Origin of the sequence: Microbacterium suwonense, from assembly GCF_030296555.1 — a bacterium.
GTDB lineage: Bacteria > Actinomycetota > Actinomycetes > Actinomycetales > Microbacteriaceae > Microbacterium > Microbacterium suwonense.
The window spans coordinates 1,653,907-1,678,594 of record NZ_AP027728.1; the positions used below are offsets into that span (position 1 = coordinate 1,653,907).

A 24,688-nucleotide genomic window follows, 5' to 3' on the forward strand; every position below is an offset into this window, starting at 1 on the left:
CGGCCGCACCGACGCCCTCTGCGGGTGCCGGCGGCTACCGTTCAGGGCGCGTCAGGCCTGGCCGCGCGCAACGGTGTCGGCCGCGCGCTGATTGGCGAGCGCCTGCGCGTCCTCGTCGCTCGGTGCGGCGGGCTCGCCCAGGGACAGCATCAACCGGTTCGCCCAGGCGAAGAAGGCCGTCGCCTCGACGATGTCGTGCACGTCGGAGGCGCTCAGTCCGGCATTGCGCAGCGCCCGCACATGGTGCTCGCCGAACCGCGGCGGCGACGCCGTCAGGGCAGCGGCGGCATCGGTTATCGCCCGCCAGCGGTCATCGAGTTCGGCCTCCACGCCCTCGGTGAGCAGGCGGTTCACCTCGTCCTCTCGCCTTGTGAAGGTCACGGTGAAGCGCGAGTGCACGCTGGTGCAGAGTTCGCAGCCGTTCAGTCGCGATGCGACGGTGGCCGCGAGTTCCCGCTCTCCTCGACGGAGGCCGGGACGTGCCAGGAATACGGCATGATCGAGCGCAGTGCGGGCCTCTAGCGCGGCGGGGTGCCAAGCCAGCAGCCGGAAGTAGGGCGAGTCCGGCCAGACACTCGACTCGTAGGCCTGGATCTGCTCGGGTGTTCCCGTCTGCGGGCCAACCGGCTCGATCCAGGCATGCCAGGCGCGCTCATCTGTGGTGAAGTGCGTGCTCATTACCTGTCCTCCTGCACCTGCAGCGCCTGCACTCGCAGTGCCTGCGCGATGCGCACCTGGTAGCTGACAAGTCCGACGATCTGCCCGATCACGACGATCTCGGCGGGGCTCCAACCGGCGGCCCGCAGGCCATTGAGGTCATCGGCTGCGGCGGAGGCCGGACGCGTGACGAGCAGGTCGACGTAGCGCAGTGCCGCACGCAGCGCGCGGGGCGAACGGATGCCCGCAGCGCCATCCGCACCGGCGGTGACGAGATCTGTCGCATCCGGGACCGCCTGGATGCGGCTCCGATACCAGTCTGCGGCCGCACGGTCACCGTCCAGCCACGCACCACGCGCGGCGATCAGATGACGCAGATCGCGATCAACCCCGGGCACAGGATCCGTCGCTGGCACGGTGAACAGCGCCTCATGCGCGGCCTGGGCGGCCTCGCGCACTGCGGGCCGGTGATCGCGCGGGGCATCCGGTTCCAGCCCCGCGATCTGCAGGATCACATCGGTCATGGCGACTCCTCCTCGACGTCGACGGCGCGGATGCCGTCGGCTGCGGCCAGCGGTGCGATGCCCTGACCCAGGTACGCCTCGCGCACGCCAGGGTGTGCGAGCAGCTCAGTGGAGCTGCCGTGCAGGGCGACCTCGCCGGTGCGCAGCACATAGCCGCGGTCGGCGACCTGCAGCGCCAGCTCTGCGTTCTGCTCCACCAGCAGCACGCTCACGCCCAGGTCTCGGTTGATCGCGGCGACATGCGCGAGAACCTGCTCGACGATCACCGGGGCCAGCCCCATGGTGGGTTCATCCATGCAGATCAGACGCGGCCCGCTCATCAGCGCCCGTCCGAACGCGAGCATCTGCTGTTCACCGCCCGACATGCTGCCGGCGAGCTGGCGACGCCGCTCAGCCAGCCGGGGGAAGAACGCGTAGATGTCGGCGAGGCTCGAACGCACCGCCCGATCGGTGCGCGTGAAGGCGCCCATCAGCAGATTGTCCTCGACTGTCATCTCCGGGAACACCCGTCGCGCCTCTGGGACGGAGGCGATGCCCGCGCGGATCCGCCGCGGCGTCGACCATCGTGTGATGTCCTCCCCGTCGAACCAGACGCTGCCGGCACGCGGACGAACCACACCGAGAATCGTCTTCATGGTCGTCGATTTGCCCGAGGCGTTCCCTCCCAGCAGAGATACGACCCGACCCGCTCCGATCTCGAGCGAGACACCGATCAGCGCGGGACTGGTGCCGTAATCGACGCTCACGTCCCGGAACTCCAGCAGCGCGCTCACTGTGTTCCTTCCGCGAAGGCTTTTCCGAGGTATGCCTCGATCACCCGGGGGTCGCGTCGCACCTCGGCGGGTGTTCCCTCGGCGATGAGTCGGCCGTTATCGAGCACGAGCACGCGATCGGAGAGCGCCATGACCAGATCGAGCTTGTGCTCGACCAGGACGAGCGACTGTCCGAGGCGCTTGAGCTCCTGGAGCTGCTGCAGCACCTCGGCGGTCTCGGTGGTGTTCATCCCCGCGGTCGGCTCGTCCAGCACGAGCAGGCGCGGCCCGGAGATGAGCGCACGGGCGATCTCTACCCGACGACGATTCGCGTAGGAGAGCGAGAACGCGTACTCGTCCACGCGTGGCGCCAGGCGGGTGCCGAAGCGCTCGAGCTCATGCGCGACGTGCTCGCGATCCCGCTTATCCTGCCGGCGTCGCGCACGGCTGGGGACGATGGCGCCGGCGACCTCGGCGAGCAGTGGCAGCCAACGCAGCCCAGGGTAGCGCCGCAGCCGTGCCAGCGGGCGCCCCACAGTCTGGACCGTCTCCAGTCCGATCAGGACGTTGTCGCGCACGGTGAGGTTGCCGATCACCCGGCCGTTCTGGAATGTGCGGGTGAGCCCATCTCCGGCGATGTCGTAGGCCTTACGACCGGAGATCCGCTCCCCGGCGAGCTCGACGACACCGGCATCCGCCCCCAACGCGCCGCAGATGATGTTCAGGGTCGTCGTCTTGCCGGATCCGTTCGGCCCGATGATCGAAACGACCTCGCCCGCGGCGACCTCGAAGGACACGCCGTCGACGACCGTGAGACCTCCGTAGCGCTTGGTGATCCCGTCGACCTTCAGCAGCGCGGTCATGCGGACGCCCCCGTCCGTCGCGACACCCGGCGCCACGCCCGGGCCACGGGCTCAATGTGCGACCAGGCGCCCTGGGGGCGCAGCACGATGAGCACGAGAAGGAGCACGCCGTAGAACAACAGCCGCCAATCGGCGAGGCTGCGGAACAGCTCGGGAGCGCCGACGAGGATGATGGCGCCGACCACGACTCCCATTGGTGCCCGCAGCCCGCCGAGGATCGCGATCGTGACGGCGAGCACTGACAGCGAGACGTCGAACTGCCCGGGCTGGAGGTAGGTTACCTGCGCGGAGTAGAGCGCACCCGCGAAGCCCGCGATCACCGATCCGATACCGAAAGCAAGCGACTTGTACGCAGCGGGATGCAGCCCGGATGCCGCGGCTGCCACCTCGTCCTCGCGGACGGCCGCCCACGTGCGCCCCAGATGGGACGCACCCAGGCGAGAGACGAACACGAGAGCAGCGATGAGGATGCCGAACGTCAGCAGGTACATTCCCCAGGCACTCGTGACCGGTGCGCCGAAGAATGTCGGACGCGGAATCGCGACGATGCCACGGGATCCGTTGGTGAGGTCATGCAGGTTGAGAGCGAGAGCGGCGATGAACGCTCCGGTCGCCAGGGTGGCCATCGAGACGTAGTGACCGCGCAACCGCCAGGTGGGAGCGGTGAGGACGACGCTGATGATCGCGGCGAGCAGTCCCGCCGCGACGAAGCTCGCCCAGAAGTCCCAGCCGGCCTTGGTCACCAGCAGTGCCGAGGTGTACGCGCCGATGGCGAGCGCACCGGCTTGGCCGAGCACGATCTGCCCTGCGAACCCGCCGGCGAGCGTGACAGACAGGGCGAACAGCGCGTAGATCCAGACGAGAGCCCCGGCCCGCAGCACGTAGTCACTCACGACAAGCGGCAGAACAGCGGTGAGGGCGATGAGGCCGATCGCCAGCCAGCGATTCAGCCGCAGAGGGCGGCCGGCACCGAAGAAGGTGCCGGTCATGGGTTCTGCCGCCAGGGCGGGAACTCTGCCGAGAAAGCCCCCAGGGCGCACCCACAGCACGAGGATCAGGGCGCCGAAGGTGATGAGTCCACGGACCGAGTCACCCCAGAGGGAGATGCCGAACGCCTCCGCGATGCCGAGGACCAGACCGCCGATGATGGCGCCCGGCAGCGAGCCGAGCCCACCGATCGTGGCGGCGGCGAACGCGGTGATGCCTGCGGTGAAGCCCATCGATGGCTCGACGTTCGAGAAGTACATCCCGACCAGCACCCCGGCAATGCCGCCCATGCCCGATGCGACGACGAAGGAGATCGCCTGCACTCGGCCGACCGGAACGCCCATCTGCGCAGCTGCCTCGGGATCCTGTGCCGTCGCGCGGATCGCCCGACCGATGCGGGTGCGAGCCAGCACGAGCGCCAGTCCTGTGACGCAGACGACGCTCACCCCGACGATCACGATCGCGATCGTGCCGAAACGAAACCCCCACAGCTCGAAATTGCTGCGTTCGAGGAGAGCGGGGAAGCGGCGGGTCTCGGCGCCGAAGGCACGCTGCGAGGTGTTGTCGATGATGATCCCGATGGCGAACGTCGCCAGGAGCACCGCGATCCCCGGTGCCGTGCGCAGTGGGCGGACGGCAACGAGGTAGATGATCAGGCCCAGGATGCTAGTGAACAGCACGACCGCGATCAGCACCGCCCACAGCGGCCAGCCCAATTGCGCGGCGAGGAACCATCCGAGCATGCCACCCACGGCGAACACTGCACCGTGGGCGAAGTTGACGATGTTCGATACGCCGAACACGAGTGAGACGCCGACGGCGAGCAGCGAATAGGTGCTGCCGCTGATGATGCCGGCGAGAAGTGTGTCCATGACGATCTTTCAGAGAGTGCGACAGTGCCGTGCGAGGAAGCCCGCACGGCACCTGGAATCCGGCTAGTCCCGCAGGACGAAGGCCCCGTCGCGCACGACCAGCGGGTACTGCTGCGCGTCATCGACGCGCCGCTTCTCGTTGAAGGTCACGGGCCCGTAGAGGATCGTGTCGAAATCAGAACCGGCGGCGAGCGCGTCGCGCACGCTTTCGCGAGTGATGTCGCCGTCTGCGGCTGCGGCCTCGATGGCCTCCGCAAGGATTGACAGCGCGTCGTACGCCCGGATCGCGAAGTCGCTCGGAACCGCCACGTCATAGGCGTCGGAGAAGTCGGCGATGAACTTCTGCACCGTCTTGTCGGGGTTCTCCGGCGTGAAATAGCTGAGCGTCTCGACGCCCTCGGCTGCGTCACCGGCCAGTTCGATGAACTGCTGGTTGTAGATAGAGCTGATCCCGACGATCGGCTGCTCGAGCCCGAGCTCGCGCGCCTGGGCGGTGATCAGCGCGCCATCGGCCGCGTAGCCGATGATGACGATGACATCGGGTGTGGCCTTGGCTGCGGCGAGCAGCAGCGGACGGAAGTCTTTGCCCTGGGGGTCGTACGCGGTGGTGTACACCTGATCCAGTCCGGCATCCTCCGCACCCGTGTTGAAGAATCCGTAGGTGTTCAGACCCCAGTCGGTGTCGTGGTAGAAGACGGCGGCCTCGTCGCCGTGCTCAAGCGCGAACTCAGCCAGGCGGGGCGCCTCGTACTCTTGCGAGACCCAGGTGGCGAAGATGTAATCGCCCGGGTCGGTGACGTCGGACGCGGACTGCGTGAAGAGGAACTGCAGCAGACCGGCCTGCTGGTACAGCGGGCTGGAGGCCGCAGCGGCCGGGGTGCCGAAGTCTGCGAAGGTCGCGACGATCGACGAATCGTCGATGAACTTCTGCGCCAGCGACGCGGCCTGCGCCGGGTCGGACTGCGAGTCCTCGTACACCAGCTCCACCTGCCGGCCATCGATCCCGCCGGCACGGTTGATTTCAGCGAGCTTGAGCTCGTAGCCCTGCTTGAAGTACTCACCGTACTGCGCGTTGTCGCCTGTCTCGGGCAGCGGGACGCCGAGGCGGATGACGTCGGAGGACTCCGCCTCGTCCGCAGCGGAGGGCCCCGAGCATCCTGCCAGGGCCAGGATCAGGGCGGTGGCGCCCGCGAGGGTGGTGATCAGACGGCGTGACGACATGGCGGTCTCCATCGGGTGCATAGGGAATCCGGTCCACGCTGCAGGGACACGTCGAAGAACCGGGCTGTGACTCGATACAACCAAGCACGCCCGCGCATTTCCATTCACGCGAAACACTCGGTCACAGACGTGCCCAGGAATCGCGACGATTGAGACAATGATCCTCGACGAGCGAGGGCGGAGGACGGATGCCATGGCAGCGGGTACCGTCCGGATCGCCGTCATCGGCAGCAGCGTCCGTGGCACCCTGCTGGTCGAGAGGCTGGTCGCGCGGGCCGCAGCGCGGTCGGGCACGCGGCCGCTGGAGATCGTGGTGTTCGATCCACATCCCCCGGGATCAGGCCGCATCTGGCGTGACGGCCAGCCACAGACGCTGATCATGAACACCGTCGCAGCTCAGTCGACGGTCTTTCCGGACGACTCCGTCGCGATCGACGGGCCGATCACGCCGGGACCGAGCTTGGCCGAGTGGTGCCGGATGGTCGCGCATGACCCCGCGGGTCTTCCGTCCGAGGTCGCCGCCGAAGCCGAGAAGACCGAGGACTGGTCGAGTCCGAGCCGACTGCTGTACGGCCATTACCTGCGGTGGGCGTTCGCGCGCATCGTCGCCTTCGCGCCCGCGCACGTCCGGGTGCGCGTGATCGCCGAGCGGGTCGAATCCCTGTGTCCCGACGCTTCCGGCTGGACACTCGCGACGCCGAGCGGCGGCTATCCGGCCGATGCCGTGCTGCTGGCGGTCGGCTGGCTCGATCGCGACGATGCGATCGCGCATCCACGAGTCGTCGCGGCCGGCAATCCGATCGATCAGGACCTCACCCGCATCGCGCCGGGCAGCACTGTGGCCGTGCGCGGTCTGGGCATGGGATTCTTCGACGTGGTCAGCATGCTCACCGAGGGTCGTGGGGGCGTTTTCTCCCGCGATCTCTCACACTATTCGCCGTCCGGTCGCGAGCCTCTGCTGATCGCCGGTTCGCGTCGCGGCATCCCGTATCGTGCGAAGCCGGCGTTCGGAACCCCGCCGTTCTTCCCCGCGCAGCGAATCCTGCGCGCCGCCCTGCCCAACCTGATCGCACGGCGCCCGGTTGATTTCGCCCGGGACGTCCTGCCGCTCATCGAGCGCGATGCTCTTCACGACCACTATGCGACACTCGCTCGTGTGCGCCCGGCCGCTGTGCGGGATGCCCCCTCACTGCTCGGCGGGCTCATCGACGGTGCCGCCGCACCCGGAGAACTGGTTCGCGCGCACGTGCAGAATCCCGACGACCGCCTCTCACTCACCCACACCGCCGATCCCTTCGCGAAGCATACCGGGGTCGACGATCCTGACTCCGTCGTGGCCGCGATCGTCCGTGACGATGCGGCAGAGGCTGCACTCGGCTTCGACAGCCCGATGAAGCTCGCCCTGCACTCCTACGCCGCCGCGCGCGGTGCGCTCATAGACCTGGTGGGTTTCGGCGGACTGACGGCGTCGTCGTTCCCGGACTACCGGCGATTCCTCTCGATCGCGGCATCCTTCGGCTCCGGTCCGCCGTTGCGGCGCAGCAGACAGCTGCTGGCGCTGCACGAGACGGGGGTGGTGAGGTTCACCGGCCCCGGAATTGCGGTCGATGTCGCAGATGCCGGAGTGGAGGTGCGGTCCCCCAGCCTTACCGAACCCGTTCGGGCAGAGCAGCTGATCGACGCATGGCTTCCCGCTCCAACAGTCACGCGCACCGCCGACCCACTGCTTCGAGCACTTCTCGTAGCCGGGTACGCCCGCGCTTGGCAGCACGCCGACGGGACCGATTCGGATGCCGTGGAAATCCGTCCGGAGGACGGCGCACTCATCGGCGCCGACGGCACGGCGGTGCCGGGACTGTACTCGGTCGGTGTGCCTCACGAGGATGCGCGGGTGTTCACTATCATCGCCCCCGTCCCGGGAACCAACTCATCGGTGCTGCGCGAATGTGATGCGGCCGCCCGCTCAGCGCTCGCGCACGCAGCGCTCGCGCGAACAGGAAGCGGCTCGTGACCGACATCATTGTGATCGGCGGCGGGGTGATGGGGCTGGCGACGGCCTGGGAGCTCAGCAGACGCGGACACCGCCCAGTGGTTCTCGAGCAGTTCGCGCGGGGGCACGGGCAGGGCGCCTCGCATGGCGCGACCCGCAACTTCAACAACGCCTACGTCGAGCCGCATTACCTCGATCTGCTCCTGCGCGCCCGCGACGGCTGGGATGCGCTGGGCGCCCCTGACGGCGAGCCGCTGCTGCGGATGCACGGGCTCGTCACGCATGGCGAGGTCGACATCGCAGCGGTGCACACCCGGCTCGTCGAGCGCAGCATCCCCTCCGAGATCCTGGGTGCGGATGAGGCGCGGCGACGCTGGCCGGGCATGCGCTTCGTAACAGACGTGCTGTGGTCGTCCGATGCCGGCGTAATCCGGGCATCTGCCGCCCTTCTCGAGTTCGAACGCCGCATCGTGGCAGCCGGCGGCGATGTGCGCTGGGAGACGCCTGCACTGAGTATCCATGAAGACGACGCACACGTCGCCGTCACGCTTCCCGACGGTGTTCTGCATGCCGAGACGGTCGTGGTCACGGCCGGGGCGTGGACGTCGAAGCTGCTCGGAACTGGCCTGCCGAGGCTACGCGTCACCGAGGAGACGCCGGCGCATTTCACGCCGATGTCGAATGTCTCCTGGCCCTCGTTCAATCACTACGTCGACCCCGAGCGCTATCCGGCGACCGTGTATGGTATGCCCACACCGGGCGAGGGCGTCAAAGTCGGGTTCCACCGGGTCGGCGACGAGGTAGATCCGGACGACCGTCCGCATCGCACCACACACGGCGAGGCCCTGGTGGAATACGTGCGCGAGTGGATGCCCGCACTCGACCCGGCCTCGGCCGTGCATCTGAGCTGCACGTACACGTCGACAGATGACAGCACGTTCGTCCTGGAACGGCGTGGGCGAGTGGTGATCGGCGCAGGTTTCTCCGGTCACGGGTTCAAGTTCGCCCCTGGCATCGGTGCCGTGCTCGCGGACCTGGCGGTTACGCTCAGCAGCAGCTGATGGGCCTGGCCGTTCAGTGCGGTTCTGAGGTCCGCGCCAGCAGCTCGGTCAGCAGTGCTTCGGCGACCGGATGCGGCAGCAGCTCGATCAGCGCCATCAGCCGGGCCATCGGCTGCTCGCCGGACATCTTCGCCGCACCGGCCATCCGCAGCAGCCGCCATGCGGCCTCCGGTCCCGGCACCCGCCCGCCCTCGCCGTATCCCAGCGTGCGCATGCCCGCCATCAGCATCCGCGCGTCGGCTCGCGGCCGCCCGCGCACGGAATCGGATGCCGAGCGCAGAGCATCCGTGAACTCCGAGATCCTCTGCTCCAGCACGGGGGTGACGGTCAGGTGCGCACTGTGCGGGATGCGCACCCCGTCGCTCTGCGTCATGCCGGGCTGATGCTGAATCTTCCAGCCGTAGCCGATCAGCGCGTCGGCGAGCCGGTGCGGATCGACCTGCTCCGGCTTCGGAACGGACGGGTCGGCGATGACGGCGATCGCGGGGCCCGCCGGTTCGCCCATCACGGTGAGCCCACGGATGCCGTCCACCGCCGCCATGAGGGCGAGCGCGACGCGACGGATCGCCCCGGTCAGCTCGGCGTACCCGCGATCGCCGAGGTGCTGCGTGATGGCCCAGGCCGCGGCGAGGGGAGAGGCGGACCGGGAGCCGAGCAGCGTCGGATTCACCACCGGATATCCCGACCAGCGGGTGGTCGCGAAGAACTGCGTCCGATGGCGGCGCCGGCCTTCGTGCCCCGAGCCGCCATGCAGCAGCACGGACACGCCCTTGGGCGCGTAGCCGAACTTGTGCACATCGGCGGAGATGCTCGTCACACCACGCACGCGGAAGTCCCAGTGCGGCAGCTCCGGCCACCACGGCAGCACGAAACCGCCGAAGCAGGCGTCGACGTGGCACGAGATGCCGCGCTCCGCTGCTGCCCGGGCCACGGCGGGGATCGGGTCGAGCGCCCCGCTCGGGTACGCCGGTGCCGAGACGACCACCAGCGCCACATCGTCGCCCATGCGGGCGATCAGGTCCGCAGCGTGCACCGCCCCGTCTGCTCCGCATGGCACCGGATCCCAGTCCAGGTCGAACAGCAGGGCGGCCTTCTGGAACGCAGCATGCACGGTGGTCGCGGTGAGCAGCCGCGGACGACCACCTTCGGGATGCTCCCTGCGCCACAGATCGCGCGCGGTCTTCACCGCGAGCAGGCAGCTCTCGGTCCCGCCGCTGGTGACCGATCCCACCACGGAGCGTCCGCCGTGCAGCATCCGTCTGGTGAACGCGACCAGGTCGCGTTCCATCGCCGCGATGGAGGGGAAGACTGTGGGATCCAGGCCGTTCAGCGGCCTGGCCAGCCTGGCCGCAGCATCCGCCAGCTCATCCAGCTCCTCCCGGCCGGAGTCGTAGACGTAGGAGAGCACGCGTCCGCCGTGGGTCGGCGCATCGCCCGCGCGCAGCCGCCGCAGCCGCTCGAGGATGTCGCTGGCCCCGCTGGACCCGCTGGACCCGCTCATGATGCGGCGCCGATCATGCGGAGGTGCCCACGATATCGGCCTCGCGCAGGCGATACCGCGCAAGCGTGACCAGGCTCGCCAGCATCAGCGCGGCGGGCAGGATGCTGAACGACACCGCGATGCCGGCCACCGCCGACTCCGGCTGGACGACGGTCTGGCCGGCGGTGGTCTCCAGGTATCCGGTGACGGCGAGCACGATCGTCAGCACGGTGCCGCCGAGCGCCATGCCGGTGGTCTCCCCGCCGTCCAGACCCCGCCGAAGATGCCCGAGCGGTTCTGCCCGCCGGCATCCGTTGCCGCGTGCCGTGAGCGGTCGTAGGCGATCACATCCGGCAGCATCGCCATCGGAAGCGTCTGCATGCCCGCATAGGCGGCGCCGGCGAGCGCCACCGGCGCGACGATCCACCAGCCCGGCACCCACACCATGGCGACCAGCGCGAGCGTGGCCAGGATGAAGACGATGCTGGCCATCCGGAAGGCGCGCTCCTTGCCGACCCGATCGGCGATGAGCTTCCACACCGGTGCCATCAGCAGCGCCGGAGCGATGAGCGCCACGAACAGCTGCGTCACCGCGGTCTCGTCATCGAGCACCCACCGGGCGACGTACTGCGCGGCGGCGAGCATCATGCCCGTGGCCAGGCCCTGCAGCAGGAACGTCGCCAGCAGTGCGCGGAACGGCTGGCTCTCGCGCAGCACAGTGATGCCGTCGCGATAGTGCTCGGCGATCGAGGCCCCCGGCCGCACAGGCAGCAGCGGACGCTGCGGGGCAACGCTCGCCGACGTGAGCATCGCTGCCCCCAGCACCACGGCGGCCACGACGGCCATCACCAGGTAGCCCATCAGCGGGTCGTCGGGGAACAGTGCGCGCAGCTCGGGACCGCCGGCGCCGAACAGCAGGATCGCGACGGTCAGCAGCACCACGCGCCAGCTGAGCAGGCGGGTGCGCTCGCGGTAGTCGTCGGTGAGCTCGGCGGGCAGAGCGATGTAGGGCACCTGGAAGAGACTGAAGCATGTCGCAGCGAGCATGAACGCCACGAGCACCCACAGCGCGGCCGGCAGCGGGCCGAGACCGGCCGGGACGGCGAAGGTGAGGACGAACGCGATCGGCAGTCCGATGCCGCCGAGCATCATGGCGCGCCGCCGGGTGCCGGTGTGCGCGAGAGAGCGGTCGCTGAGGCCGCCGATCACCGGGTCGATCAGCACGTCCCACACTTTCGCCACAGTGACGATCGCCCCGGCTGCGAGCGCCGTGACGCCCAGTGAGTCGGTGAGGTAGTAGACGAGCACCAGCCCGGGCAGTGTGGCGAAGCCGCCCGTGCCGAGAGATCCGATCGCGTAACGCGTGACCTGCCCGCGGCTGAGCGAATTCGTCCGTGAACCCATGCCGCTCACTTTAGCGTCGGCATCCGTCTCCCGTGGGCGTGCGCTGCTCTGCATGGGCGCTCGTGCGCACCCCCGTGCACCCCTCACCCTCTTGCTTCACGTGTCGCAGATGGCTGCCTCAAGCACCACGGATGCCGCGTGTTGCGCCACCCGAAGCACAGGGGCGCCACACCCCCACCCCCACACAGAACCCTCACGTGTCACAGATGGCCGCCTCAAGCACCATGGATGCCGCGTGTTGCGCCACCCGAAGCACAACAGCCACCCGAAGCACAACAGCCACCCGAAGCGCAGCAGCCGACGGGCAGCGAGCAGGGGCGCCGCAGCTCAGCGCTTGTAGTTGGGGGCCTCGACGACGATCTGCACGTCGTGCGGGTGCGATTCCTTCAGGCCGGCCGCCGTGATGCGCACGAACTTGCCGCGGGCTTTGAGCTCCTCGATCGTGCGGGCACCAACGTAGAACATCGACTGACGCAGTCCTCCGATCAGCTGGTACGCCACGGCCGAGACCGGCCCGCGGTACGGCACCTGACCCTCGATCCCCTCGGGAATGAGCTTGTCGTCGCTGGGCACATCGGCCTGGAAGTACCGGTCCTTCGAATACGAGGTCTGCTTGCCGCGGGTCTGCATCGCGCCGAGCGAGCCCATGCCGCGGTACAGCTTGAACTGCTTGCCCGACTGGAACACGATCTCGCCCGGCGACTCGTCGGTTCCTGCCAGCAGCGAGCCCAGCATCACGGCATCCGCTCCTGCGACCAGCGCCTTGGCGATGTCGCCCGAGTACTGCAGCCCACCATCGGCGATCACCGGGATGCCGGCGGGCGCCGCCGCCAGCGACGCCTCGTACACGGCGGTCACCTGCGGCACGCCCACCCCGGCGACGATGCGGGTGGTGCAGATCGATCCGGGGCCGACACCCACCTTGACGGCGTCGACACCGGCATCCACCAGCGCTTGCGCACCCTCGCGGGTCGCGACGTTGCCGCCGATGATGTCGATGTGCTCGAACGACGGGTCGGCCTTGAGCCGCGTGATCAGATCGATCACGCCCTGCGACTGGCCGTTCGCGGTGTCGACCACGAGCACGTCGACACCGGCATCCCGCAGCGCCTCGGCCCGCTCCCAGGCGTCGCCGAAGAAGCCGATCGCGGCGCCCACGCGCAGCCGACCCTGGTCGTCCTTGGTGGCCAGCGGGTACTTCTCGCTCTTGTCGAAGTCCTTGATGGTGATCAGTCCGGCCAGCTTGCCGTTCTCGTCGATGAGCGGCAGCTTCTCGACGCGGTGCTTGGCGAACAGCGCGATGACGTCGCCCGCGGCCACACCCACCGGGGCGGTGACGAGGTTCTCGCGGGTCATCACGTCGCGCACGCGCGTCGTCTTGCGATCCATCCCGGTGACGAAGCGCATGTCGCGGTTGGTGACGATGCCCTCCAGACGGCCTTCGCCGTCCACGACGGGCAGGCCCGAGATGCGGTATTTGGCACACATCGCGTCGACCTCTTCGACGGTGGCGTCGGAGGTGGTCGTGATCGGGTCGGTGATCATGCCGGACTCGCTGCGCTTGACGCGGTCGACGTCGGCGGCCTGGTCGGCGATGGACAGGTTGCGGTGCAGGATGCCGATGCCGCCCTCGCGCGCCATGGCGATGGCCATGCGAGCCTCGGTGACGGTGTCCATCGCGCTGGAGAGCAGCGGGGTCGCGACCGAGATGCGGCGGGTGATGCGCGAGGACGTGTCGGCCTCGCTGGGGATGACGTCGGTGTGCCCCGGCAGAAGCAGCACGTCGTCGTAGGTGAGCCCTGTGAAACCGAAGGGGTCGTGCTGCTGCATGGAAACTGGCTCCTATCCGTCGTCTACTGATTCTAAGCTCCGCTCGGCTGTGAAAATTCCGTCGAGTCATCGGCCGCGACACTCCCGGAATTCCGATCCGGCCACGGATGATGCGGTCACGGCCTTCCGCGAGATACGCTCAGTGCGACGTCCGTCACCCGAACGACGCCTACCCGGTTCGTTCGCGGGCACTCGATGTGGAGGATGCGTGGGACTCAGAACCGTGGCGCTTCGGCGCCCTCATACCGGGCTGATCGCGTTGCTTGCAACGCTTTTGGCCGCTTTCCTGGTGCTCGGCGTATCCGCCGGTTCAGCACAGGCCGACACGACCGATGACGGCCAGGAGATCACCCAGTTCTACTTCGGTGGGAACATCACGTACCAGGACAGCCCGGTCGAGGATGTCGGGGTGTCGATCAAGGGCAACGGCTTCGAGGCCGCGACCGAGACGGATGCCGACGGCAAGTGGCGCCTGTACGTGCCGGAGAAGGCCAAGTACACGATCTCGATCGACGAGGACACCCTGCCCGAGGGCGTGGTCGTCGATGCGGAGCAGCTGCCCGAGGGCGTGAAGGCCGTCGAGGGCACGAGCGGGTCCTTCGAGGCCGAGTTCGGCCTGACGGGCACGAAGATCGTGAACCTGTTCCTCGATCAGGGCGAGCGGATCACCGAGTCGATCTGGGACCAGATCCTCTCCCGCACCGTGAACGGACTGAACTTCGGCCTGCTGCTGGCGCTGGCGTCGATGGGTGCCGCGCTGATCTACGGCACCACGCGCCTGGGCAACTTCGCCCACGCCGACATGGTGACCTGGGGCGGCCTGCTCGCGCTGGTGTTCACCTCGTTCTGGCAGCTACCACTGTGGCTGGGTGTCATCGCCGCCGTGATCGGCGGCGGGCTGCTGGGCTGGGCGCTGGATGCCGGTCTGTGGTCGCCGCTGCGAAGGCGGGGCATGAGCGTGGTGCCGACGATGATCGTCAGCATCGGCCTGGCACTGGCCCTGCGTTATGTCTTCCAGTTCATGATCGGCGGCGGCACGCTGCAGCTGCCCGGTTCGAGCCCGGCACCCTGGAATCTGGGGCCGATCACACTGTCGTACATCGACGTGGTCACCATGGTGGTGAGCCTGGTGGTGATCCTCTCGGTGGGCTTCTTCCTCACCCGCACGCGACTCGGCAAGGCCACCCGCGCCATCTCCGACAATCCCCAGCTGGCCGCGGCGACGGGCATCGATGTGGACAAGGTGATCCGCCTGGTGTGGATCCTCGCCGGCGCGCTGGCGGCGATCTCCGGCATCCTGTGGGCGTACTTCCGCCCCGGCGTCAAGTGGGACATGGGCGTGCAGATGCTGCTGCTGATCTTCTGCGCCATGACCATCGGCGGCCTGGGCACCGCGTTCGGGGCGATCATCGGATCGATCATCGTCGGCATCGCCGTCGAGCTGTCGACCCTGTGGATCCCGTCGGACCTGAAGTACGCCAGCGCCCTGATCGCGCTGATCATCATCCTCCTGGTGCGCCCGCAGGGGCTGCTGGGCCGCAAGGAGAGGCTGGGCTGACATGAACTTCGGAAGCATCTTCGGCGACACCGCCGCATATCTGTTCAGCCCGGTCACCATCGCCTATGCCCTGGCCGCGACCGGCCTGGCCGTGCACTTCGGCTACGCCGGCCTGCTGAACTTCGGCATGGCGGCGTTCATGGCGGTGGGCGGCTACGGCTACGCCATCCCCGTGCTCAGCTTCGGCCTGCCGTGGTGGATCGGCATGCTCATCGCCCTGCTGGGCGGTGCGCTGTTCGCTCTGCTGCTCGGCATCCCGACTCTGCGTCTGCGTGCCGACTACCTGGCCATCGCGACCATCGCTGCCGGCGAGATCGTGCGCCTGCTGTTCACCACCGAGCTGTTCCACAAGTGGACGAACTCCGCGGGCGGCCTGGCCGGGTACCACGGCGGGTTCCGCGACGCGAACCCCTTCCTCCCGGCACGTACGGATTCGGCCCGTGGACCTGGAACGAGAACGAGCTGTGGAACCGCGTGTTCGGCGTGATCCTGCTGGCCGTGTCGGTGCTGCTGGTGTGGTCGCTGATGCGCAGCCCCTGGGGCCGCGTGCTCAAGGGCATCCGCGAGGACGAGGATGCCGTGCGCTCGCTGGGCAAGAACGTGTTCGCCTACAAGATGCAGGCGCTGGTCGTCGGCGGCGTGATCGGGGCGGCGGGCGGCATCGTCTTCGTGCTCCCCTCCGCGGTCGTGCCGAACAGCTACTCGACGTCGCTGACGTTCTTCCTGTGGACGCTGCTGCTGCTGGGAGGTGCGGCGACCGTGTTCGGCCCCACGCTGGGCGCGGTGCTGTTCTGGATCGTGTTCGCGTTCCTGGGCAACCTGCTCTCGCAGCTGGTCTCGGCGGGGATCCTGCCGATCACCAACCTGCAGGCCGGCTCGATCCGATTCGCGCTGGTCGGCGTCGCGCTCATGCTGCTGGTGATATTCCGGCCGCAGGGCATCCTCGGCGATAAGAGGGAGATGACCTTTGTCCAGTGAGAACGCGTCCAGTGAGAACGAGAACACGGATGCTGTGATGCCCGACTCCCCACTCGAGGCCGCCGCGTCTGCGGTGCCCGCCAAGCGTCAGAAGGCTACGGGCCTGGCGAAGGGGCCGGCGGTTCCCGGCGTCGCCAAGGTCGATCCGATCCTCATCGCCGACGGTGTGGAGCGACGCTTCGGCGGCCTGGTGGCCGTCGACGTGGATCACCTGGAGATCCCCCGCGGGGCGATCACCGCGCTGATCGGCCCCAACGGTGCCGGCAAGACCACGCTGTTCAACCTGCTGTGCGGCTTCGACAGGCCCAACGCCGGCACCTGGTCGTACGACGGCAAGAGCCTGGCCGGCGTCCCGTCGTTCAAGGTAGCGCGGATGGGCCAGGTGCGCACGTTCCAGCTGACCAAGGCGCTGTCGCTGCTGTCCGTGCTGGAGAACATGAAGCTCGGCGCCAAGGGGCAGACCGGCGAGAGGTTCTGGACGAGCCTGTTCCCGTTCTTCTGGCGCAGGCAGGAGAAGCAGATCGAAGAGAAGGCGCGCGACCTGCTGACCCGCTTCAAGCTGGACGCCAAGCAGAACGACTTCGCAGCATCCCTTTCCGGCGGTCAGCGCAAGCTGCTGGAGATGGCGCGGGCGCTGATGAGCGACCCGAACCTGGTGATGCTCGACGAGCCGATGGCCGGCGTCAACCCTGCCCTCACCCAGTCACTGCTCGAGCATGTGCTCGACCTGAAGGACCGGGGCATGACGGTGCTGTTCGTCGAGCACGACATGCACATGGTGCGCCACATCGCCGACTGGGTGGTCGTGATGGCCGAGGGCCGCGTGGTGGCCGAGGGACCTCCGGACTCGGTGATGGAGGACCCGGCCGTCGTGGACGCCTACCTCGGTGCACACCAGGACGTGGATCTCGGCGCCGTCACCGGACGCATCCCGGTGATGTCGGAGACGACCGCCACCCGCATCCGCGAGAAGATCGATGCCGAGGCGGAAGCCGAGCTCGAAGAAGAGGAGCAGTCATGACCGACGCCGCGCAGTCCCCGAGCGACGCCGCTGCCTGGGCGGGTTCGCCGGGCATCAGCTCCGAGGTCGTCGTCGAGCTGACCGACGTGCACGCCGGCTACCTGCCCGGCGTGAACATCCTCAACGGCGCGAACCTGGTCGCCAGACAGGGCGAGCTGATCGGCATCATCGGCCCGAACGGCGCCGGAAAGTCGACGTTGCTGAAGGCGATCTTCGGACTGGTGCACGTGCGCCAGGGCGAGATCACCGTCAACGGCGAGAGCGTGGTGGGCCTGAAGGCCGACAAGCTCGTGCAGCGTGGCGTGGGCTTCGTGCCACAGACCAACAACGTGTTCCCCTCCCTCAGCATCGAGGAGAACCTGCAGATGGGCCTGTACCAGAATCCGAAGGCGTACGCGGAACGGCTGGAGTTCGTCACCGGCATCTTCGCCGAGCTCGGCTCGCGGCTCAAGCAGCGTGCGGGCTCGCTCTCGGGCGGTGAGCGCCAGATGGTGGCGATGTCGCGTGCGCTGATGATGAACCCGTCGGTGCTGCTGCTGGATGAGCCATCGGCGGGTCTGTCGCCGGTGCGCCAGGACGACGCCTTCATCCGGGTCTCCGACATCAACAAGGCCGGCGTGACGACCATCATGGTCGAGCAGAACGCCCGCCGCTGTCTGCAGATCTGCGACCGCGGCTACGTGCTCGACCAGGGCCGCGACGCCTACGAGGGCACCGGTCGTGCGCTGCTCGAGGATCCGAAGGTGATCGGGCTGTACCTGGGCACGCTGGGCCAGGACGCCGCCTGACGGCATCCGCTCTGCACCCGGCCGCCGTCGGGCCGGCGGCGCATCACACGAGAAGGGCCCGGATGCCGAAGCATCCGGGCCCTTCTGCTGTCACTCAGTTGGTGCGGGTGTAGGTGTTGTCCCCGCCGAACTTGAAGACGCCGATCGCGGCGCCCTGCGGGTCGCCCCACTCGTCGAACGTGACGTCGCCGGAGTAGCCGTTGTAGTCGGCCTGGCCGCCGTCGTTGATGATCTTCGCGCAGTCGGCGAAGCTGGTGCACGCGGTACCGCCGTCGACTCCGCCGGAGACCTCCTGCATCTTCGCGGCGATGTCCACACCGTCGGTGGACTGCGCCGAGAGCGATGCCAGAGCCATCAGGATGACCGCGTCATAGGACTCAGCCGCGTAGGTGAAGTCCTTGATCTCGGCGTTGCCCTTGCCGGTCCAGTAGTCCTGCAGACGCTGGGTGAAGTCGTCCTCGAGCGCGGGCCCGGGGCGAGTTCCCTGTGCACCTTCCAGCGAGACGGAGATCTCGTCGCCGTAGTTGGAGACGTTGCCGTCGACCAGGTAGAACTTGCTGGCGTCGATGCCGGCGTTCACCAGCAGCGGGGCGATCGTCTTGAACTGCTCGAACGAGATGATCGCGACGGCGTCGGGGTTGGAGGCCTTGATGGTCTCAACCTGCGCATCGAACTGCGAGTCACCGACGTTGAAGCCCGCGGTCTCGACGACCTTGCCGCCGTTGCCCTCGAACGTCGTCGTGATCGCGTCGCGCAGACCGGTGCCGTACGGGTCGTTCTGGTAGATGATGCCGAGCGTCTTGTGGCCGTCCTCGGCGATCAGGTTGCCGAGCACCTCACCCTGCAGCAGGTCGCTGGGGGCGGTGCGGAAGTACAGGCCCTTGGTCACGCCGTCCTCGGACAGCTTGGTGAAGTCGGGTGACGTGTTCGAGGGCGAGATCGTGATGATGCCCTTGCTCACGTTGCCGTCGAGGATGATCTTCGACACACCGGATGCCGCGGCACCCACGATGCCCGCCACGCCGGCGTTCTGCAGCGTGGTGATCGAGGTCTCGTAGGCCTTGGTGTCGCTGTCGCCCTCGTCCTGAGAGTTCATGTCGACGGTGATGCCGGCCTTGGCGTCGTTGATCTCCTGAGTCGCGAGTCCGACACCGGCGTACATCGGCGGGCCGAGGAACGCGAGCGAACCGGACGACGGAAGCAGCGAACCCAGCTTGAGACTGATGTCGGCGGCTGGCTTGTCGTCACCAGGCTTGTCGCTCGGCGTGTCGGTCGGCGTGCTGGAACAGCCCGCGATCACCAGTGCGGATGCGCTGACCAGCGCGATCCCTGCGAAGATTCTCGCCGGTCGCGAGCCCTTCAATGCGTTCATGTTGCTCCCTTGCGTAACTGAACGTGGATTACCACCTTCGGGTGATTCTTACCCTATTCGGTCGGAGACACCGGAAGAGCCATCCTGGGTCTCGGTCCCTTAACGATCGGTCAGGAGTGTCATGATGGGGACGGCGCGGGGGTGGTATGAGAGGTCCGCTCAGATCAGCTCCGGCAGGTCGGCTCGCCGCATCCGTCCCTTCTGAAACACCAGGTCGATGACGAAGACCGAGATCGCGACCCACACCAGGACGAAGCCGATCCAGCGCTCCGCCGGCATCGGCTCGCCCAGCACCGCCCAGCCCAGCAGGAACTGCATGATCGGGGTGATGAACTGGATCATCCCGACCAGCGACAGGTCCACCCGTCTGGTGCCGGCGGCGAACAGCAGCAGCGGCACGGCGGTCGCGATGCCCGCGCACAGCAGCAGCCCGGTGTGCAGGGGACTGACAGTTCCCATGGTGATGCCGTCGCCCTGCCCCACGACGACGAGGATGACCACCGCGATCGGGATCAGCCAGAACGATTCCAGCGCGAGGCCGCTGACGGCATCCACGGCAGGCCCGATCTTCTTCTTGACCAGCCCGTACAGTCCGAACGATCCGGTCAGCGACAGGGCGATCCACGGGAAGGAGCCGTAGGCGACGATGATCACGCCGACCGCCACCGCGGCGATCGCGATCGCAACCCACTGCGCGGCGCGGATGCGCTCGTGCAGCACCAGCACGCCCAGCAGCACGGTGAAGATCGGGTTGATGAAATAGCCCAGGCTCGTCTCGACGACCTGCTCGGTCATCGTGGCGATCACGAAGACCTGCCAGTTGATGTAGATCAGGATGCCGGCCAGTACCGTCAGGGCCAGCACCTTGGGCTGCCGCCAGATGGCGCGCAGGCGCTGCCAGCCGCGGGTGAGCGCCAGCAGCAGGATGCAGAACCCCAGCGTCAGCAGCAGGCGCCAGGCCACGACCTCGAACGGGCCGGTGGGAGCGAGCAGGATGAAGTACAGCGGGAAGATCCCCCACAGCAGATATGCGCCGACCGTGTACAGGATCCCGGCGGTCTTCGTACTCACCGCCCAAGCCTACCGGCGTTCATCCCCCTCGCTCCGGTCGCACTTTTTGTCGCTTTCCCGCTCTGGAAGCGGCGAAAAGTGCGACCGGAAGGCGTGTGCGGGGACAGCGAAAGGGCCCGGATGCTCAGCATCCGGGCCCTTCGAGAACGTCAGCGTCAGCGGACGACGACCGCCAGGACGTCGCGAGCCGAGAGCACCAGGTACTCGTCGTTGCCGAACTTGACCTCGGTGCCGCCGTACTTGCTGTAGAGCACGCGGTCGCCCACGGCGACGTCGAGCGGAACGCGATTGCCGTTGTCGTCGATGCGGCCGGGGCCCACTGCCACGACCTCGCCCTCCTGGGGCTTCTCCTTGGCGGTATCGGGGATGACCAGACCGCTAGCGGTGGTCTGCTCTGCCTCGACCTGCTGGATGACGATGCGGTCCTCGAGCGGCTTGATGGAAACCGACACGGTGTACCTCTTCTTTCGTGACTGAGATCAGAAGACTGTTAGCACTCTCACATCGAGGGTGCTAACTCCAGTGTATGCCGATGGCTGGCACTCACGCAATGCGAGTGCCAGTCTTCCTGCCGTCCCGGCTCTCTTCACGTGCCGTTCGCGTGTCACAGATGGTCGCCTCATCGCGCAGGATGCCGCACTATGCGCCACCCGAAGCAGACCACCGACCCGAAGCAGCCCACCCCACCCGCTCACGTGTCACAGATGGTCGCCTCATCGCGCAGGATGCCGCAATATGCGCCACATGAAGGGCACGAAGCACAGGGCACGAGGCACGACGAGGATTCGGGACATGCGGCGCGGGGCAGCGCAGCATCCGTAGGCTGGTCGGATGGAGATGTCCGAGCTGACTGCGCTGCTCACCCGCGACGGGCTCGCCCTGCTCGACGCCGTCGGGACGATCGAGTCCACCGCCGAGGTCGCACGCACGGTCTCGCGGCTGCGGGCGGCCGGGCACTCCCCGACCTCGTCTCGGCCGTCGTCGGGCAGGCGCATCTGCGGGTGAAAGCGCGCGCGAAGTTCGGCGAATTCGCCGAGCGGATGCTGTTCACCCGCGCCGGCCTGGAGCAGGCCACCCGGCTGAACGTCGCCACCCTGCACGCGGTCCGCATGCGCCAGGCGGGCATGACGACGGTGTCCGATCTCGGCTGCGGCATCGGCGGCGACAGCCTGGCCTTCGCGGGCGCCGGCCTGCGGGTCAGTGCCGTGGATGCCGACGAAGTCACCGCCGCGATCGCCGCCTACAACCTCGCGCCGTTCGGCGACGATGCCGCGGTGCGCACCGGCCGCGCGGAGGAATTCATGAGCGCTTCGCGCGGAGAAATACGCCCGGCTCGGACTGATTCAGCCGATTCGTCCGCCGATGCCGCACATCTCCGCGGCACGGACACGGGCGCGGTCTGGCTGGACCCCGCCCGGCGCACCACCGGTCACAGCGAGACGCGCCGGCTCTCGGCATCCGACTGGTCGCCGTCGCTGGACTGGTGCGTCGAGGTGGCGCACCGGCATCCGACCGGCATCAAGCTCGGCCCCGGGCTGGATCGCGAGCTGATCCCCGACGACGTCGAGGCGCAGTGGGTCAGCGCCGACGGCAGCGTCGTCGAGCTGGTGCTGTGGAGCGGTGCGCTCGCGCGCGACGGCATCCGTCGTTCCGCGCTGCTCGTGGCCGACGGGCAGACGCACGAACTGACGGCGGCGACGGATGCCGAGGATCTGCCGGTCCGCGAACTGGGCGCCTTCGTGCACGAACCCGACGGGGCGGTGATCCGCGCCCGGCTGATCGGCGATGCGGGACGGATGCTGGAGGCCGGCATGCTCGACGCGCAGATCGCGTATCTCACCGGCGATGCAGCCGTGACCAGCCCGTTCGTGCAGTCGTTCCGGGTGCGCGAGACGATGCCGGTGCATGCGAAGACCATCAATGCGGTGCTGCGCGCGAACGACATCGGCCGGCTGGAGATCAAGAAGCGCGGCATGGACATCGACCCGGCGACGTTCCGGCGCAAGCTCACGCTGAAGGGCTCGCAGCAGGCGACACTGATCCTTACGCGCACGACGGCGGGGCGGGTGGCGATCCTCGCCGACCGGGTGTGAGAACCGACCGGGTGTGAGAACCGACCGGGCGGGCGAACCGCCGGGCACGGCGAACCGCCCGGGCACGGCGAACCGGCCGGGTGTCGGCGTCGGCGCAATGCCGTGACGCCGCTTACCCGGCGTCGCCGGTCTTGTCGTCGATCGACGTGCACGTGAGGGTGTCGAAGTCGCAGGCCGCACCACCGGTGACGCTGCTCGGCGGCCGGATGATGGTGAACGTCGTGCCTCGCCACGATGACCACGCCACGCTGTAGATGCTGTCGCGGAACGGGATATTGAGAGTCACCTGCGAGCTCTCCGATTCCGGGAACTCGTGGGGCGCACAGGAGCTGAGCACCTCGCTCGTGTCGGGGTCGACGACCGCGATGCACTTCTGGTCTGCGTACGACCCCCAGATCGGCAAGTCCTCGTCGTAGCCGACGATACTCAGGTCCATCGGATTGAATCCGGCGTCCTGCAGGTCGGGGATGAGCGCGCGCTCCTCTTCGGTGTACTGGCTCGCCCAGTTCAACTCGGCCTCGCCGCTGTCCCAGCTGCTGACGATCACGGTGCGATCGCCGGACAGCGTAGAGGTCAGGGATGCGGTGACGTACGTCCACCTGCCCTCATGCTCACCCACCAGCTGCGTCACCACGGATCCGAGCGGAGAGAACGAGTTCCCCGACTCGGCGCAGTTCGCGCGGCGGCGATCATCCCCGATCAGGATCACGCACTGCTCGGCCCCACGGGTCGCCGTCCACACCGCCACGCCGTCCTTCTCGCCGGCGAAGGTCACCGACCCATCGTCAAACTCGTCGCTCGCCGCCAGTTCGTCCTCGATCCGCTGCTGATCCGCCGACATCTGCGGCACGGAGCGCAGCGTATGCGGGGCGACCAGCCAGGCGAGACCGAAGCCGAGCATCAGCGCGGCGATCGCCACGAGGGGGACGACCCAGCGGGGTCGGCAATGTCTCGGCACGGATGCCGAAGGCACGGCCGTTCCGGGGTTGGCATCCGGCTTCTCCGCGTCCCCCGCTTCCGCGTCCCGCCTCGCCGCGTCCGCCGCTTCCGGATTCGGTTCGTGCGCCGAGCCTGGCGTCCCCGGCTCCGTCGGAGCGTGCCGGTCGAGGTCGCGATGGCGTTCAGCTGAGGGAGGCTCGGATGCCTGCGCCGACGCCGTCGGATGCACGGACGCCGGTGCCGACAGCATCCGCAGCTCCTCCGCCTCTTCCGGGGTCAGCGTGCCGCCTGGCGCGAACGCACGTCTCAGCAGTTCGCGCCGGCGTGCGGCATCCGTCTGCGCCGTCATCGGCCGGTACCGGTCTCGCCGACCCCACGCTCGATCGTGAGGCTGAATCCGCGGTTCGATGAGAGGGACACGCTGTAGGCGGTGTCGCCCACGGTGAGCACGAGCGGCTGGTCTGAATCCGTGGCGATGTCGCCGCACTGCTGCGCAACAGAGCCGTCCTGCACGATCATCACGCAGATCTGGCCCTGCGCCCCGACCCACACCGGCGTCTCGCCGTCATAGCCGACGATGTTCAACGTATCGCCCCTGAATCCGGCCGCCTCGAGAATGTCGACGATCTCGAGCTCGACATCGCTGTACATCGAGTGCCAGTCCCACCCCTGCGACATGTCCATGCGCTGCACGATCGCCACCTGATTGCCGGCGATGTCCTCCGCGATGGACGCCCACATCGCATACTCGGTGCCGTCGTCCTGGTAGGTGGAGTTGACCTGCAGCTGCGCGTCTTCGTCGTCCTGCTGGTCGGATCGGCATCCGGTGGTCGGTTCCGCATCCGCTCGGGTCAGCACCAGGCACTCCAGGTGCACCTCGCCACGAGTGGCCATCCAGATGTCTGCGCCATACTTGTGCCCGACCAGGTGGATCGACCCGGCGTCGTAATCACCGGATGCCTCCAGTTGCGCCCAGGCATCCTGCTGCGCGGCGGTCATCGCGACCACGCTCATGTCACGGGAGAAGAGGAGCCAACCCGCGCCCAGCCCGACCAGCACCGCCGCGATGGCGATGACCGGCAGCGCCCAGGCTCGCCGCCGCGCGCTCTTCTGCGCCCTTCGCGTGTCACGAATGGCGGGGTCCACCGGGTCGGACCCCGCAATCTGTGACACCCGAGCAGAAGGGTCCCAACCCGAGAACACCTCCCCCTGGCTCGCGTGTCACGA

The 24,688-nt window shown here is 68.0% G+C and carries 20 protein-coding genes and 2 pseudogenes; 7 read left to right on the plus strand and 15 right to left on the minus strand.

The annotated features are described in order from the left end of the window. Positions 1-51: 51 nt before the first annotated feature. The 6 genes from QUE33_RS08265 to QUE33_RS08290 all read right to left on the minus strand — a co-directional run bounded on the left by QUE33_RS08265 (position 52) and on the right by QUE33_RS08290 (position 5,876). A complete protein-coding gene (locus QUE33_RS08265) occupies positions 52-678 on the minus strand; it encodes a peroxidase-related enzyme (protein ID WP_286299027.1) in 627 nt (208 codons plus the stop codon). Then, entirely contained in the window at positions 678-1,181 is a 504-nt protein-coding gene (locus tag QUE33_RS08270) for a carboxymuconolactone decarboxylase family protein (protein WP_286299029.1), read from the minus strand. The genes QUE33_RS08265 and QUE33_RS08270 overlap by 1 nt, the downstream gene beginning before the upstream one ends. Next, positions 1,178-1,954, minus strand: coding sequence for an ABC transporter ATP-binding protein (locus QUE33_RS08275; protein ID WP_286299030.1), 777 nt, complete (start codon positions 1,952-1,954; stop codon positions 1,178-1,180). Before QUE33_RS08275 ends, QUE33_RS08270 begins: the two co-directional genes overlap by 4 nt. Next, positions 1,951-2,796 carry an ABC transporter ATP-binding protein gene (locus QUE33_RS08280; protein WP_286299031.1) on the minus strand — a complete coding sequence of 282 codons (846 nt, stop codon included), beginning with the start codon at positions 2,794-2,796 and terminating at the stop codon, positions 1,951-1,953. The genes QUE33_RS08275 and QUE33_RS08280 overlap by 4 nt, the downstream gene beginning before the upstream one ends. Further along, positions 2,793-4,655 carry an ABC transporter permease gene (locus QUE33_RS08285; protein ID WP_286299032.1) on the minus strand — a complete coding sequence of 621 codons (1,863 nt, stop codon included), beginning with the start codon at positions 4,653-4,655 and terminating at the stop codon, positions 2,793-2,795. Before QUE33_RS08285 ends, QUE33_RS08280 begins: the two co-directional genes overlap by 4 nt. Before the next feature lie 63 nt (positions 4,656-4,718). Then, positions 4,719-5,876: an ABC transporter substrate-binding protein gene (locus tag QUE33_RS08290; RefSeq protein WP_286299035.1), complete on the minus strand. Its 1,158-nt coding sequence runs from the start codon at positions 5,874-5,876 to the stop codon at positions 4,719-4,721. Positions 5,877-6,033: 157 nt separating this feature from the next. On the opposite strand from QUE33_RS08290, the gene QUE33_RS08295 reads away from it, so the two are divergent. Together QUE33_RS08295 and QUE33_RS08300 are read left to right on the plus strand one after the other, a co-directional pair. After that, the gene (locus tag QUE33_RS08295; RefSeq protein ID WP_286299038.1) at positions 6,034-7,887 is read left to right on the plus strand and encodes an FAD/NAD(P)-binding protein; all 1,854 of its coding nucleotides are present in this window, start codon (positions 6,034-6,036) and stop codon (positions 7,885-7,887) included. A 29-nt stretch (positions 7,888-7,916) separates the two neighbouring features. After that, positions 7,917-8,927 (plus strand): FAD-dependent oxidoreductase, encoded by a 1,011-nt coding sequence (locus QUE33_RS08300; protein ID WP_286303124.1) that lies wholly within the window; start codon positions 7,917-7,919, stop codon positions 8,925-8,927. A gap of 13 nt (positions 8,928-8,940) precedes the next feature. Here the strand turns inward: QUE33_RS08300 and QUE33_RS08305 are convergent, their stop codons facing one another. The 4 genes from QUE33_RS08305 to guaB form a co-directional block, all read right to left on the minus strand. Beyond that, positions 8,941-10,428, minus strand: coding sequence for a pyridoxal phosphate-dependent decarboxylase family protein (locus QUE33_RS08305; RefSeq protein ID WP_286299040.1), 1,488 nt, complete (start codon positions 10,426-10,428; stop codon positions 8,941-8,943). Positions 10,429-10,441: 13 nt separating this feature from the next. Further along, positions 10,442-10,654, minus strand: a complete 213-nt coding sequence (locus QUE33_RS16135) for an MFS transporter (protein ID WP_350226439.1) — start codon at positions 10,652-10,654, stop codon at positions 10,442-10,444. Further along, positions 10,630-11,811: an MFS transporter gene (locus tag QUE33_RS08310; protein ID WP_350226440.1), complete on the minus strand. Its 1,182-nt coding sequence runs from the start codon at positions 11,809-11,811 to the stop codon at positions 10,630-10,632. Before QUE33_RS08310 ends, QUE33_RS16135 begins: the two co-directional genes overlap by 25 nt. A gap of 327 nt (positions 11,812-12,138) precedes the next feature. Beyond that, complete coding sequence (gene guaB / locus QUE33_RS08315) at positions 12,139-13,641, minus strand: IMP dehydrogenase (RefSeq protein WP_286299042.1); 1,503 nt, start codon at positions 13,639-13,641, stop codon at positions 12,139-12,141. Between the two features lie 208 nt (positions 13,642-13,849). Between guaB and QUE33_RS08320 the strand changes: the two genes are divergently transcribed. The 4 genes and pseudogenes from QUE33_RS08320 to QUE33_RS08335 all read left to right on the plus strand — a co-directional run bounded on the left by QUE33_RS08320 (position 13,850) and on the right by QUE33_RS08335 (position 17,986). After that, positions 13,850-15,199, plus strand: a complete 1,350-nt coding sequence (locus QUE33_RS08320; protein WP_286299044.1) for a branched-chain amino acid ABC transporter permease — start codon at positions 13,850-13,852, stop codon at positions 15,197-15,199. A gap of 1 nt (position 15,200) precedes the next feature. Beyond that, positions 15,201-16,177, plus strand: a pseudogene (locus tag QUE33_RS08325) (branched-chain amino acid ABC transporter permease). A 37-nt stretch (positions 16,178-16,214) separates the two neighbouring features. Then, positions 16,215-17,198: an ABC transporter ATP-binding protein gene (locus tag QUE33_RS08330; RefSeq protein WP_286299046.1), complete on the plus strand. Its 984-nt coding sequence runs from the start codon at positions 16,215-16,217 to the stop codon at positions 17,196-17,198. Continuing rightward, entirely contained in the window at positions 17,195-17,986 is a 792-nt protein-coding gene (locus QUE33_RS08335) for an ABC transporter ATP-binding protein (protein WP_286299048.1), read from the plus strand. The genes QUE33_RS08330 and QUE33_RS08335 overlap by 4 nt, the downstream gene beginning before the upstream one ends. A gap of 94 nt (positions 17,987-18,080) precedes the next feature. Here the strand turns inward: QUE33_RS08335 and QUE33_RS08340 are convergent, their stop codons facing one another. The 3 genes from QUE33_RS08340 to groES form a co-directional block, all read right to left on the minus strand. Continuing rightward, positions 18,081-19,358: an ABC transporter substrate-binding protein gene (locus QUE33_RS08340; protein WP_286299050.1), complete on the minus strand. Its 1,278-nt coding sequence runs from the start codon at positions 19,356-19,358 to the stop codon at positions 18,081-18,083. A 159-nt stretch (positions 19,359-19,517) separates the two neighbouring features. Then, the gene (gene rarD / locus QUE33_RS08345; protein WP_286299053.1) at positions 19,518-20,429 is read right to left on the minus strand and encodes an EamA family transporter RarD; all 912 of its coding nucleotides are present in this window, start codon (positions 20,427-20,429) and stop codon (positions 19,518-19,520) included. A gap of 155 nt (positions 20,430-20,584) precedes the next feature. Beyond that, on the minus strand, positions 20,585-20,881 hold the full coding sequence (gene groES / locus QUE33_RS08350) for a co-chaperone GroES (RefSeq protein WP_286299055.1): 297 nt from the start codon (positions 20,879-20,881) through the stop codon (positions 20,585-20,587). Positions 20,882-21,260: 379 nt separating this feature from the next. On the opposite strand from groES, the pseudogene QUE33_RS08355 reads away from it, so the two are divergent. Then, positions 21,261-22,522 (plus strand): annotated as a pseudogene (locus tag QUE33_RS08355) (class I SAM-dependent methyltransferase). Positions 22,523-22,634: 112 nt separating this feature from the next. On the opposite strand, the gene QUE33_RS08360 reads toward QUE33_RS08355, so the two are convergent. Both QUE33_RS08360 and QUE33_RS08365 read right to left on the minus strand, forming a co-directional pair. Further along, positions 22,635-23,810: a hypothetical protein gene (locus tag QUE33_RS08360; RefSeq protein ID WP_286299057.1), complete on the minus strand. Its 1,176-nt coding sequence runs from the start codon at positions 23,808-23,810 to the stop codon at positions 22,635-22,637. Further along, entirely contained in the window at positions 23,807-24,634 is an 828-nt protein-coding gene (locus QUE33_RS08365) for a hypothetical protein (RefSeq protein ID WP_286299060.1), read from the minus strand. The genes QUE33_RS08360 and QUE33_RS08365 overlap by 4 nt, the downstream gene beginning before the upstream one ends. Between the last annotated feature and the right edge of the window lie 54 nt (positions 24,635-24,688).